Source organism: Cephaloticoccus primus (assembly GCF_001580015.1).
GTDB lineage: Bacteria > Verrucomicrobiota > Verrucomicrobiia > Opitutales > Opitutaceae > Cephaloticoccus > Cephaloticoccus primus.
In genome coordinates, this window is record NZ_LSZQ01000049.1 from 16,275 (window position 1) to 29,284 (window position 13,010).

11 protein-coding genes are annotated in these 13,010 nt (G+C 63.5%); 10 read left to right on the top strand and 1 reads right to left on the bottom strand.

Annotated elements, in window-relative coordinates; translation table 11 throughout:
• Nucleotides 1-60 precede the first annotated feature (60 nt).
• The 3 genes from AXK11_RS06360 to AXK11_RS06370 all read left to right on the top strand — a co-directional run bounded on the left by AXK11_RS06360 (nucleotide 61) and on the right by AXK11_RS06370 (nucleotide 3,542).
• Entirely contained in the window at nucleotides 61-867 is an 807-nt protein-coding gene (locus AXK11_RS06360; protein ID WP_231865781.1) for a VC0807 family protein, read from the top strand.
• Nucleotides 868-1,006: 139 nt separating this feature from the next.
• A complete protein-coding gene (locus AXK11_RS06365; protein WP_068630437.1) occupies nucleotides 1,007-1,630 on the top strand; it encodes an OmpW/AlkL family protein in 624 nt (207 codons plus the stop codon).
• Between the two features lie 565 nt (nucleotides 1,631-2,195).
• Nucleotides 2,196-3,542: a DNA recombination protein RmuC gene (locus AXK11_RS06370; protein WP_068630439.1), complete on the top strand. Its 1,347-nt coding sequence runs from the start codon at nucleotides 2,196-2,198 to the stop codon at nucleotides 3,540-3,542.
• A 100-nt stretch (nucleotides 3,543-3,642) separates the two neighbouring features.
• On the opposite strand, the gene AXK11_RS06375 is transcribed toward AXK11_RS06370, so the two are convergent.
• Nucleotides 3,643-4,581, bottom strand: coding sequence for a PEP-CTERM sorting domain-containing protein (locus tag AXK11_RS06375; protein WP_082780976.1), 939 nt, complete (start codon nucleotides 4,579-4,581; stop codon nucleotides 3,643-3,645).
• Nucleotides 4,582-4,960: 379 nt separating this feature from the next.
• On the opposite strand from AXK11_RS06375, the gene AXK11_RS09485 reads away from it, so the two are divergent.
• The 7 genes from AXK11_RS09485 (at nucleotide 4,961) to AXK11_RS06405 (ending at nucleotide 12,977) form a co-directional block, all read left to right on the top strand.
• Nucleotides 4,961-5,110, top strand: a complete 150-nt coding sequence (locus tag AXK11_RS09485) for a type II toxin-antitoxin system Phd/YefM family antitoxin (protein ID WP_082780977.1) — start codon at nucleotides 4,961-4,963, stop codon at nucleotides 5,108-5,110.
• Between the two features lie 27 nt (nucleotides 5,111-5,137).
• Nucleotides 5,138-5,527: a TIGR03067 domain-containing protein gene (locus AXK11_RS06380; RefSeq protein WP_068630444.1), complete on the top strand. Its 390-nt coding sequence runs from the start codon at nucleotides 5,138-5,140 to the stop codon at nucleotides 5,525-5,527.
• A gap of 517 nt (nucleotides 5,528-6,044) precedes the next feature.
• The gene (gene dxr, locus AXK11_RS06385; protein WP_068630447.1) at nucleotides 6,045-7,349 is read left to right on the top strand and encodes a 1-deoxy-D-xylulose-5-phosphate reductoisomerase; all 1,305 of its coding nucleotides are present in this window, start codon (nucleotides 6,045-6,047) and stop codon (nucleotides 7,347-7,349) included.
• A gap of 26 nt (nucleotides 7,350-7,375) precedes the next feature.
• Nucleotides 7,376-8,824, top strand: a complete 1,449-nt coding sequence (gene rseP / locus AXK11_RS06390; RefSeq protein WP_068630449.1) for an RIP metalloprotease RseP — start codon at nucleotides 7,376-7,378, stop codon at nucleotides 8,822-8,824.
• Nucleotides 8,817-11,036 (top strand): (E)-4-hydroxy-3-methylbut-2-enyl-diphosphate synthase, encoded by a 2,220-nt coding sequence (ispG, locus tag AXK11_RS06395; protein WP_231865782.1) that lies wholly within the window; start codon nucleotides 8,817-8,819, stop codon nucleotides 11,034-11,036. The genes rseP and ispG overlap by 8 nt, the downstream gene beginning before the upstream one ends.
• Before the next feature lie 140 nt (nucleotides 11,037-11,176).
• Nucleotides 11,177-12,004 carry a hypothetical protein gene (locus tag AXK11_RS06400; RefSeq protein ID WP_068630451.1) on the top strand — a complete coding sequence of 276 codons (828 nt, stop codon included), beginning with the start codon at nucleotides 11,177-11,179 and terminating at the stop codon, nucleotides 12,002-12,004.
• A 106-nt stretch (nucleotides 12,005-12,110) separates the two neighbouring features.
• Nucleotides 12,111-12,977: a hypothetical protein gene (locus AXK11_RS06405; protein WP_068630453.1), complete on the top strand. Its 867-nt coding sequence runs from the start codon at nucleotides 12,111-12,113 to the stop codon at nucleotides 12,975-12,977.
• Nucleotides 12,978-13,010 lie beyond the last annotated feature (33 nt).

Here is a 13,010-nt window from a genome sequence, read left to right on the forward strand (position 1 = left end):
GTTTCTTCTGCGCGCGGCGTTCTGCATTGATCGACGCCCGCCCTCCCGATCCTCCCGCCCATGTCCACCGCCCTTCCGCATCCGCAAAACACGCCCGCGCCAGCAGCCGAGCCTCCGCACGCCGACACGCTCACCGCCGCCGCGCCTGTGCACGCGCCCGTCCCCAAGCGCGAAAACCTGCTCGTCAACCTGATCTGCAACATCGCGCTGCCCTCGCTCATCCTCTCCAGGCTGAGCCCACCCGAGCGGCTCGGCCCCGAGCTCGCCCTCATCGCCGCGCTGCTCTTCCCGCTCGGCTATGGGCTCTGGGATTTCGCGCAGCGGCGCACGGCCAACTTTGTATCGATCATCGGCTTTGCCAGCGTGCTGCTCACCGGCGGGCTCGGCCTGCTGCAAGTCGATGGACTGTGGTTTGCCATCAAGGAAGCCGCCGTCCCCGCCTTGATCGCCACCGCCGCCTGGGCCAGCGCACACTCGAAGCGCCCGCTCGTGCGCCAGTTCGTTTACAACGAGCAGATCATCGACGTCGCCCGAGTGGACGCCGCGCTCGCCGCCAACCAGGCCCTCGGCCCCGCTGCCGCCAAAGCCGCCTTCGATGCGCTCCTGCGCCGCGCTGGCCAGTGGCTCGTGGCCTCCTTTCTGGTTAGCGCCGCGCTCAACTTCGCGCTCGCCCGCTGGCTGCTCCAAAGCCCCGCGGGCACACCCGAATTTAACGCCGAGCTGGCCAAAATGAACCTGCTGAGCTGGCCCGTTATCGCGCTCCCCAGCACCGCCATCATGATGGCCGCACTGTGGCAGCTTCTGCGTGGGATTACCCAGCTCACCGGGCTGCCGCTCGAAGCCATTTTTCGCGCCAAAAGCGAGTAGGTCGGGAGCCAGCCGTCGCCCATTACTTTGAAATAAAAATAGTTACGACACCAAGTAGTTGGATTAATAACGGATTAATAGATCATTAATCCTGCTTGGCACCTGCGAGGAACTACGCATCCAAGTGGCCCTGCAAACCATGAAATCCAACACCATCAAAACCCTACTCGCAGCCGCTGCCTCGGCAGTACTGCTCGCCTCGACTGGCTTCTCCCAAGCAGCCGGTACCTGGACCGTCGGCATCGGCGCGCACAACATCTCGCCCAAGGCCAGCAACAGCAGCGCCGTCGGCGGACAGCGCGCCAAAACCGAGAGCGACACCCAGCCCACGATCGCCGTTGAGTACTTCGTGTGGCAAAACTTGGGGATCGAGCTCCTCGCCTCCACGCCCTACCGCCACAGCGTCAAGGTCGGCGGTGACTACGTCGCGCAAACGAAGCTGCTGCCCCCGACCCTCTCGGTGCAGTACCACTTCGTAAACGCCAGCAAGTTCACCCCGCTCATCGGTGTCGGTGTTAACTACACCACCTTCTTCGACACCCGCAGCGCGGGCGCCCTATCTGGAGTTGATCTCGACGCCAAGGAGACCTGGGGCTTCGCCGGTCATGTCGGCGTGGACTACAAGCTCACCGAGCGCAGCAGCCTGCGGGTCGACGCCCGCTGGATCGAGTCCAAGAGCGACATCCGGGTTAACGGCGAAAAGGTCGGCTCGCTCCGCCTCGACCCCATCGTCTACGGCGCGGCTTGGGTCTTCCGCTTCTAAGGAGTCTTCCGACTCTTCCATTTGGCGCGGCTTTTGTTGTGGGCCGCGTCACTTAACAACGAGCGCAGTGCATTTCGCACTGCGCTTTTTTGCGCCCCGAAAAACTCCCCCACTCACCTTCCACTACGCGTGAGGCGGTGGCGGGGCGCCACGGGCCATTGAATTTGGGAATCGGCTCCGTCGCTACGCGACGAAGTACGATTCCCAAATTTAACGGGACTTCCCCCAGTCGCGTTGCGACTGGGAAGAAACTCAAAACGCGGATGGAGCGTGTACCCATTTGGGCGGATTTTTTGGGTTAACCGGTAAACGCAGTCCTAGCTCGGCCCAACGAGGCCGCGCCCATAAAATCGGTCAACGACCGCGACTAATGGCCGGGACCTTTCTACTGTGCGGCCTGCTCGCCGGGCGGCACGCCCGACAGCAGGCCGCACAGTAAATGGGTGCAGGCACCGCCTGCCGCCGCCCGCGCAGGGCAACTCTCCCGCGCGAGCGTGAATGGAAAATACCACGGGCATTCGAAAACAGTCGAAGCCTGCGAGCTGCCCGCTCACACACTAAGCGCGTGAAACTCCTGCTCATAGCCCTCGCCGTCGCCACGCTCGCTGCTGCTCGTGCCTGGGCACTCGCCCGCCAGAGAAACAACATCCTCGCGGATCAACTCGCCCAGCGAAACAGCGACAACCAGCGGCTCAGCAGCGCACTCAGCGCGGCCGAACAAGCCCGCAACTCGCTCAGCGAGCAACTCACCGCTGCGCAAATCGCGCTCGCCGCACAGCAAGCCACCGCCGAAGCCGAGCGGCGCGCTGCCGAGGAAAAACTCGCCGACCGCGAAGCCACCGCGAAGCAGTACCTCGAAGACATCGCCGCGTTGCGCGCCACGATGAAAACCGAGTTCGAGGCCGCCGCCGCCAAGATTTTTAACGAAAAAGCCAAGACCTTTAGCACCCAAAACCAAAGCCAGCTCGCCAGCCTGCTCGACCCGCTGCGCGAGCGCCTCAAGGAGTTCCGCGAACGCGTTGACCATATTTACAAAACCGACAGCGACGAACGCAGCGCGCTCAAAACCCAGCTCGCCGAGCTCCGCGCGCTCAACAGCACGATCGGCACCGAAGCCCAGGCGCTCACCTCCGCGCTAAAGGGCCAGTCGCAAGTCCGCGGCGCCTGGGGCGAGCTCGTCCTGGAGCGGCTGCTCGACTCCGCCGGCCTCATCAAGGGGGAGAACTACCTCGTCCAGGAATCGCTCCTCACGGCTGATGGGCGGCGCCTGCGGCCCGACGTCATCCTGCGTCTCCCCGAAGGCCGCCACCTCGTCATCGACTCGAAAGTCTCGCTCGTCGCCTACGAACGCGCCGCCAACGCCAGCGACGAACCCAGCCGCGAGGCCGCCACGCGGGAACACGCGCGCGCCGTCCGCCAGCACATCGACGAGCTCAGCGCCAAAGCCTACGAGGACACCGGCAAACTCTTCACCCCCGACTACGTGCTCATGTTTATCCCGCTGGAGCCCGCCTTCGCGCTCGCACTCCAAGCCGACTCGGGCCTCTACGACTACGCCTTTAACAAACGCGTCGTCCTGCTCACCGCCTCTTCGCTGCTCGTCACACTCAAGACAATCGCCGCGCTCTGGAACCAGGACCGCCAAAACAAAAACGTCCTCGCCATCACCGACCGCGCAGGCGCGCTGCACGACAAATTCGCCGGTCTGCTCAAAGACCTGGAGGAAATCGGCGCGCGGCTCGCCGCCGCACAAAGCAGCTACGACAACGCCATGAACAAACTCCACAGTGGCCGCGGCAGCCTCTACTCCCAAGTCGCCACCCTCCAGAAACTCGGTGCCAAAACCAAGGCCCCGCTGCCCGCCGCACCTGAAAAATACTCACACGCAGAGCCCCTCCCCTCACTCTCCTAAGCACGCACATACTGCCCACCGACGAGGCGCCAACGAGGGCCTCGCACAAAAAACGAGTCGAAGACTCCGCTGCGCATGAGGGCGGGGGGCGCAGACCCATTTATTTTGTAGCGCACTCGTTGGTGCGCCGCCCTTTCTGCCGCTTGCGCCACACCGCCAAACCCAGCCCAAGCCCACTGAGGAGTGCGCCGTAGGTAGCCGGTTCGGGGGCGGCTTCGATTGACCAATAGTCTTTATCGTAGTCTTTCAGGTAGACCTGATTTTTCGCCCAGCCGTCGATTGTGATCTTCTTCATCGCATCCGCGAGGTGCTTGCTATTTTTCCGCACGAGCAAGAAGTCGCGCCCCTCCTCCCAACGCATAATACGCAGCGAAGCCCCATTATTTATATTCAAATCATCCAGAATGAGAGTTCTCTTGTCGTTGATCGATTCTTCTAGATGCCCAAAACTGAATATCCCAACGCCCTTTTCGACTATTAACTCCCTGATTCTTTCGATTCTCTCACCCGGAGAAGTACTGAACATAAATGTCGCCCTATTACTCAAGACCACCTTTGAAGAGTCAGAAATTTGGTTACTGAAAAACATACTAACCGCAGACCTATTTGTGATATAGATATTTCCGGCTATGGCCGTAGCCCCGCTTTCCTTACGGAGGTAAAGTACATTATATGCGCCATCAACAATAGTATCGCCCGTATAAGTATTAGAGCAATCCCCATCAAGGGCCACTATGCCTCGCTCTTGCCCCCTTTTCCCTGTGGGATGCTTCCCTGCGATGGTCAGGCCAACCTTGTGCCCCTTGTGATCCTGAATGACTGCAGAAAGTGAAAAAGCCAGGTTAATCGGCTTACCCTCCTCGGTAAATTCACCCGTGCCGTAGGTTCCCGAGTGAATCACTATTGCGGATTCATTGGAAGTTATCTGTCCATTACTTATATACGGACGTATATCGTTATATTTTACGTTAATCCCGCCACCCCCTACAGTCAAAGTCTTCCCTTGGAGGCGCAGTACTGAGTCATTCTCTTGATCCATCCATATCCCCCTGACTTCTCTATCCCAAGTCAGCCTTTCCGTTCCGACGATTTCGACGTTCGTGTCTTTCGTCCACTTCGACTCCTCAATACGAACTGCATTAATATCACTTATAATCGGGGGGGGGGGTAGATAATAGTAAATTCGTGTATAAGAATACTGAATATAAAATACCAAGAAGTCGGAAGAAACGCATAGTACGCTTACTTACTCCGCCTTCGGCTTTTTCGGTGAAACAAAAGCCACTACGTACTATCCCGACCAAGCTACTTGAGCTCCCCCTGTATCATTGCGGCCCTTCAGACTGACTTGCTTGGCAACCGGCCACAGACCGTGCCCACTTGACAGTCCAGACTAGCTGGGGCTGATTCGGCCCGCTATGGATTCCGCCCCCATCAACATCCAGGCAGCGAAAGCGCAGTTTTCGCGCCTCATCGCCGAAGTTACCGAGGGGAAGGAGATCGTACTGGCCAAGGCCGGAAAGCCCGTGGCCAAGCTCGTGCCCTACTCGCCGCCTCTCACGCCGTAGCATTCCGATGAGGATACTTCTATTACCGTGAATGAATTTGGCAGGCAACTCCAAGGCACTTGGGCGCTGGTGCGGGCAGAGCTCGGCGGCCAGCCCATGCCGCCCGAGGCGGCGGCGCGGGTGGAAATCCAGTTCGACGCGCAGGGCGGCTACTGCGTGCGCTTCGCCGGAGAAATCACCGACGCGGGCCGCTTCACGTTAACAGCGTGCGCAGAGGGTTGTGATAGTCCGCTGCAAATCGCGCTTTGGGGCGAGATCGGCACAAACACGCAGCGCAAGCTCCCGGGCATCGTCCAACTGCGCGGCGACCGGCTGCGGCTATGCCTCGCACTCGAAGGCGACGCCGCGCCGAGCGAATTTTCCAGCAAGGCGGGCACAGCCCACTACCTCGTGACTTACCGGCGTGGGACTCACTGATCGCCCGCAGCGCATCGACAAGGCCCCAACGCGGGCCTCGCCCAAAAGACGAGTCGAAGACTCCACTGCGCGTGGGGCGGCAGGCGGTGCCTGCACCCATTTACTGTGCGGTTTGCGTATCGCGCGTGCCGCGCGATACGCAAACCGCACAGTAAGAGCTTCCCGACCTGAGGTCGGGTCGAAAATGTAACCCGTCAACTTTTTCGCCGCGCCCAAATGGGTAGCCGCTCCATCCGCATTTGATGTCTTTCTCCCAGTCGCAACGCGACTGGGGGGATGGCCCGTTAAATTTGCGATTTTGTTTGGGCGCAAAGCGCACGGGCAAAATCGCAAATTCAATGGAAGTGGCGCCACGCCACCGCCCCCCGCGGGGTCAAGGACCCTTCTTTTGGGCGAGCTGCTCGCTGGCGGCTCGTCAGGATCGGCCCTCTCTCCGCGCGTGGGGGCGTTGGTACTCATGCAGAGTGCCCTTGCGTGGGGCGGGGCGGGGAGCCCAAGCTCGGCGTTTTTTACTCCCTTGGCCGCTCGCACCACTACTGCCCCTCTCCGCAAACGCATCGTCCTGCTCGGGGCGACGGGTTCGATTGGGGAAAGCGCGCTGCGTGTCATCGCGGCGCACTCCGACCGGCTGGAGCTCGTCGGCATCGCGGCGGCGCGCGGCTGGGAGGGCCTCGCGAAAATCGCCCAAGGGCACCGCAGCGTGCAGCACGTGGGCCTTTTTGACGAAGCGGCCTACGGCGCGGCGCGCGCGAGCGGGCGCTTCGCTGCGGGCACCCGTTTTTACGCGGGGCTCGGCGGACTATGCGAGCTGGCACAGCTTGCGGAGGCGGACATGGTACTGGTCGCAATCGTCGGCACCACGGCGCTTGAGCCCACGCTGGCGGCCATCGCGGCGGGTAAGGCTATCGCACTCGCTTCCAAGGAAATCCTCGTCCTCGCCGGAAAGTTTGTGATGGCTGCCGCGCGTGAGCGCGGCGTCGCGCTGCTGCCCGTCGATAGCGAGCACAACGCGGTTTTCCAGTGCCTTGAGCGGCGCACGCCGCACGCTGCTGCGCCGAGCGAGGTCGCCGACAAACAGGCCGCAACGGCCACCCGAAATGCAAGCCCCGCCGACATCACGCGAGCCAGCACTGCCCATTGTGCACCGCCCGGGCTGAAGCGGATCCTGCTCACGGCCAGCGGCGGGGCGTTTCGCGACTTGCCCGCCGAGCAGTTCGCACGCGTCACGCCTGCCGAGGCACTCCGGCACCCGAACTGGGCGATGGGCGCCAAGATCACAATCGACTCGGCCACGCTCGCCAACAAAGGGCTGGAGCTGATCGAGGCGCAGTGGCTCTTCGGGCTCGCGCCCGAGCAATGCCAAGCCGTCCTGCATCCGCAGAGCATCGTGCACTGCCTCGTCGAGTACGCCGATGGCTCGATCCTCGCCCAGCTCTGCCCGCCTTCGATGACGTTTCCGATCCAGCACGCGCTGCTGTACCCGGAGCGCGCGGGCGGCGTGGAGCCCACGCTCGGTTTTACCCAAAGGCTCGTGCTGGAGTTTGGCCCGATTGATACCGCGCGCTTCCCCATGCTGCGGCTGGCGCACGAAGTCATGCACGCGGGCGGCACTGCGCCCGCCATCTACAACGCGGCCAACGAAATCGCCGTCGCCGCCTTTCTCGACGGGCGGCTGCCTTTTCTTGCGATCCCCGAAGTGGTCGATAAGACCCTTCAACGCCTGCCACACGCGGAGCCGCTCACGCTCGCCGAAGTCCTCGACGCCGACGCACGCGCCCGCCAGCTCGCCACCGAGCTGCTCACCCCTTTCACACGCCTTTAATTTCCTAAAAACGCCACACTCTCTCCATGCCTGCCGACCTCTTCCAAAGCCTGCTCTCCAACGCGTGGGCGGTCATCCTCGTCATCCTCTTCTTCGGTGGCTCGATCTTCGTGCACGAGCTCGGGCACTTCCTCGCGGCGCGCTGGTGCGGGCTGCACATCGAGCGGTTCTCGATCGGCTTTGGGCCGGCGATCTGGTCCTGGCGCGGGAAAGACGGGGTCGAGTACCGCATCTCCTGGCTGCCGCTGGGCGGCTACGTCGCGCTGCCGCAAATCGCCGCAATGGAGGCGATTGAGGGCAAGGGCGCGGGCGCGGTCGATTTTTCCAAACTGCCGCCCGCCTCGTACGGTGCGCGGATGCTGACGCTCGTCGCGGGCGCCGCGTTCAACATCCTCTTCGCGCTCGCGCTCGCCTGCATCATCTGGATCAAGGGCCAGCCGACGAGCAGCCCCGCCACCTCGACGACGATCGGCTACGTCGCGCCCACGCTCACGCTCGAAGACGGCCGCGAAGTGCCCTCGCCCGCCCGGGAAGCGGGCCTGCTCCCGGGCGACCGGATCGCCGCCATCGACGGGGAGCCCGTCAAGGACTGGGGCGACGTCGTCCAGGGCATCGTCACCGGCTCGGGCCGCACGGAGGCGGGCACGCCTGTGACCACGTTTACCATTGTGCGCGAGGGCACTGAGGCCGCGCAGGACATCACCGTCTACCCGCTGCTGGCCGGGCCCGACCAGTTTCGCCGCGTGGGGATCGACTCCGGCTACGAGCTGATCGTCCTCGAAGTCGCCCCCGGCAGTCTCGCCGAACAAGCCGGACTGGCCGTCGGCGACCACCTGCTCAGCATCGACGGGCAGCGCGTCCTCAATGTCGCCACCTACGCCGAGCTCCTGAAGGCCGATCACACCGCGCCGCTGGCCATGCTCGTGCAGCGCGGCGAGTCCGTGGTCGCCCTCACGCTCCCGCCCCAGTTTAGCGAAGATCCGCCTCTCGGGCTCGCGCTGACGACCAACTTTGCCGTCGAGCACCCCACGCCCTTTGCGCAGCTCGCAGGCCACGCGCGGATGACTTGGCGCACGCTCTCCAGCCTGCTCAACCCGCAGTCCGACATCGGGCTCTCCAAGATGTCCGGCCCGGTCGGCATCGCGCGCGTCCTCCACAGCGCGGCGCAAGTCAGCTTCGTCGCCGTGCTCATGTTTACGATCCTGATCAACGTAAACCTCGCGATCTTTAACCTGCTGCCGATCCCCGTGCTCGACGGCGGGCAAATGCTCTTTGCCACGATTGCGCGGCTGCGCCGCCGCGCGCTGCCCAGCAGCTTCGTCCTGGCGACGCAGAGCGCGTTCATGATCCTGCTCTTTGGGGCGATGCTCTACGTGACCGTTTTTGGCGACATCCGCCGGCTCGCCCGCGACATCAGTGATAAACCCGCCGCGGCGAGCCAAAGCCCGGAACCCCCTTCTGAAGCCAGTGAGTAAGACGCCCAGTGGCGACGCCTCGCACGCGGGCGCCCTCCCTACAGAAGACGCGCCGCCTGCGAACTCGTGGAGGCGGCGCAGCCGCGAAGTACGCGTCGGCCCGGTCGGCATCGGCGGCGCCAATCCGCTGCGCATCCAGTCGATGACGACCAGCGACACGCAAGACGTGGCCGCCACTGTGCGCCAAGCCATCGCGCTGGCGGAGGTCGGCTGCGAGATCGTGCGCATCACCGCGCCCAATCCCGCCGCCGCCAGGTGCCTGGGGCCGATCCGCAAGGAGTTTAGCGCAGCGGGTTTTTCGGAAATCCCGCTCGTGGCGGACATCCATTTCCTGCCTTCGGCTGCGATGGAGGCCGTAGAGCACGTAGAGAAAGTCCGCGTAAACCCGGGCAACTACGCCGATAAGAAAAAATTTGCGGTAAAGGAATACAGCGACGCCGAGTACGAGCAGGAGCTCCAGCGGCTGCACGACGCGTTCTCGCCACTCGTGCGGCGCGCACGCGAGCTGGGCCGCGCCCTGCGCATCGGCACCAACCACGGCTCGCTCTCCGACCGGATCATGAACCGCTACGGCGATACGCCGCTGGGCATGGTCGAGAGCGCGCTGGAGTTTCTGCGAATCGCCGAAGCACACGGGTTTAGGGAAAACGTCCTGTCGATGAAGGCCTCCAGCCCGAAGGTCATGATCCAGGCGTACCGGCTGCTCGTGCAACGCATGGCGCAGGAAGGGATGCACTACCCGCTGCACCTCGGCGTGACCGAAGCGGGCGACGGCGAAGACGGCCGGATCAAAAGCGCAATCGGCATCGGCACACTCCTCAGCGAGGGGCTCGGCGACACGATCCGCGTCTCGCTCACCGAGGACTCGGTTTACGAAATACCGGTCGCCCGCGCGCTCGCCCATAAGGCCGCGCAGCTCTGGCGGCAGCCGCGGCCCGTTGTCTTTGCGCGAGGCGCGGAGGCACTCGGCTCAGACGTGGCCGAACAGAAGGCGGAAAATGGTGCGGCGGAGCGGGCTCATGCGGCAGATTCGCCCGCACCAAATTTTGAAGAGGCACCGACGCGGCGCGAAACAACGGAGTGCGCTCTCGGCGGCGGGATAAAAATCGGCGGCGGCCAAGTGCCTGCGGTCATCGTACGCGTGGCCGAGGTCGCCGCCCTGGCCGCAATTTGCGGAGCGTTTGCAGCGGCGCGGCTCGCCGACACGCCCGTTGAGGGCTTGCTCGTGCCGCTCACCAACGCCGCTACGCTCGCGAACGATCTCGCCGCAATAAACGACGCGGTGCGCCGCGCTGCCTGCGGCTTCGCCGTATTGGAGCTCGCCCCCGAGATCACGGCGGCCCGGCTCGGCGACGCGCTGCGCGACTCGCCGCTGCCGCGTGGGTGCGTGCTCCTGCTTGAGTTTGACGCAAAGGAAGCCGCTGAGCTTGCCGCCTTCGCGCAAATCGCCCGCGAGCGCGGGCTCGTGCTGGCGATTGCTACACGTCCCCACGCGATTCCCTCGCTCTCGGAAACGCTACGCCCACTTGCGGAGGCGCAGCCGCTCCTCTTTACGCTGGCGGCGACCACGCCGGACAACTCGTCGCACGCATTGGCAGATTATCGCGCACTCGCCGAGGCCCTGCGCAATGCTGCGCCGCACGCCCCCATCTGGATTCGCAACACGGGCACGACCGCAGTGCTGCCGAAGCCCGATTTTCTCTCGCGCCTGCTCGATGCGGCTACGCTCAGCGGCGCGCTTTTGTGCGACGGCATCGGCGACATGATCAGCGTCGAGACCGAGCCCGATCCCGTCCGCGCGCTCAAGCTCGCCTACAACGTGCTCCAGGGCGCGGGCGCGCGCACGACGAAGACCGAGTTCGTCGCCTGCCCGAGCTGTGGCCGCACGCTCTTTGACCTGCAAAGCACCACCCAGCGCATTCGCGAAAAAACCGGCCACCTGAAGGGCGTAAAACTCGCCATCATGGGCTGCATCGTAAACGGCCCGGGCGAGATGGCCGACGCCGACTTCGGCTACGTGGGCGGCGCCCCGGGCAAGATCAACCTCTACGTCGGCAAGCAGTGCATCCGCTACAACATCCCCCAAGCCGAAGCCGATGACCGGCTGATCGAGCTCATCAAGGAACACGGCAAATGGACCGAGCCGCCCGAGCCTGCTGCCGTGCCCGAAGCGGGCGCGGCTCTCGAAGTCGGCGCGGCGACTGCGCGCTAATCGCCCCTGCATTTCTGAGCCAGGCCGCTGCACTGCACGGCGGAGAAGGCCGCTTGTAGTTTTTTTTGGGCGCGCCTGCACTTGGGGTCGCCGTGCACTGTTCGTCGCCATCGGCTCCCCCAGAGTTTTCCCTCCCCCTCATGCTCCCGTTCGCCCTAAAATTCGGCGCACTGCTCGCGCTGCTCCTCCTCGGCCTCGCACTGGTGCTGCCCAGCGTCGCACTGGCGCGCCCCCAAATCATCGCCCGACTCGCCGCCCCCGATGGGGAGCTCCTCATTGAGGCCGAGGCTCACAGCCCCAACGCGGCGGGCTCGTCCCACATCCGCATGCGTTACCGCTATCGTGGCATTGAGCTCACCTACTTCGATTTCGGTCAAAATAAGCCCAACAGCGCAGTCTACCCTTACCTCCTGCGCGACGAAGCACAGATCCGCGATCTCGGGCTCAACCCCCGCACAGGCCATTGGTACAACCCCAGCTACCCGCAGTCGGGCCATACGCTGTACCTGCCGCCCTCCCAGTTCAGTGCCGCAGAGGTTGACCGACTCGCCGACCACATCCGGAAAAACAAGGAACAGCTGCGCGACATTTTTAAGAGCACACCGGTTCGGGGGAGCTTCGCCTTATCCGTGGTGAAGACCACGGCCCGCATTCCTTACGACGGGATTGCCCGCCTCGTTCACGCTGCCCCGCCCCTCAATACTGTCCTTTACGGTGACCGGTTAACGTTCGTGATTGAGCAAGACGGCCGCGTACTGCTGTACAACAGCTACCGCGGTGAACGCCACCCTCCCGAGATCGTAACCTGGGGCCAGATGCTCCCCCCGCGCAAAGGCAGCCGTAAACCTAGGCTGCGCCTCCGTGCGGTCACTGTCCACGAAGACGAACCACGCACCTTTGACAGCGGATTTGCGAAGAAACTGTTCGGAGGCCGCCTCCGGAAAGACTACGAAATCTTGCCCTGGTAGAGGCCCTGCTCCTCCCTCGTCCCGCTCTCCGCCTCGCTCGCAATCGCCAGCCTCCCCTCCAAGGCTTTCCCCACCTCGCACTGCGCAACCCCTGCCCTTCACACCCATGCTCCCACCCAACCTGAAATCCTGCGCGCTCCTCGCGCTGCTGTCCCTCGGCCTCGCACTGGTGCTGCCCGGCGTTGCACAGGCGGCACGCTATCAAACCATTATCCGGCTCCAGGCGCCCGACGGAGAATTCGTCGTCGATGCCCTGCCCTACAACCCAAACGAAGGAGGTAGTAACGCAATCCACGTGCGCTACCGCTACCGCGGCATTGAGCTTACCGACATCTACTTCGGCCACTACTGGAGGCTGAGCGAAATCCAGCTCGGCTACCTGAAGCGCGACGAAGCGCAGATCCGCGCGCTCGGGCTCAACCCCAAACCCGGGCAGTGGTACGAAAAAAAACCTCAAGAGGGTGCCACGCTGTACATGCCGCCGTCGCAATTCAGTGCCGAGGAGGTGGATCGGCTCGCCGCCTTTCTCAGGGAAAACCAGGCCCTCATCCGAAGTGCCTTCAAGAGCACTGACATTGGCATGCGCTTCCTGCTGTTCTTCAAGACGAGTGCCAAGATCCAGCTCCACGGTATTGCACACCTCGTTCACGCCGAGCTGCCCCTGGCCAGCGTCTCCTGGGGCCACCATAGCCTGCAGGCCGTCATAATTGAGCGCGAGGGGCGCGTACTCCTATATAGCAGCACCGATAAACGCAAACCCGCAGAGATCATCACCTGGGGCGAAGTACTGCCCCCGCGCAAGGGTAGCCGCAAACCCAGGATGATCCTGCGCCCCGTCACCCCCCAGTTCGACTCGAAGCACATCTACGACAGCAAGCTGATGAAGGGCACGAGGATGAGCGGGAAAGGGATGGCTAAAAACCTCTATCGCGAGGGCCGCTCCCTGATGGAGTATTACGAAATCTTGCCGTGATCAGGGCGGCGGCCCCCGCCGCGCGCGCCCCCC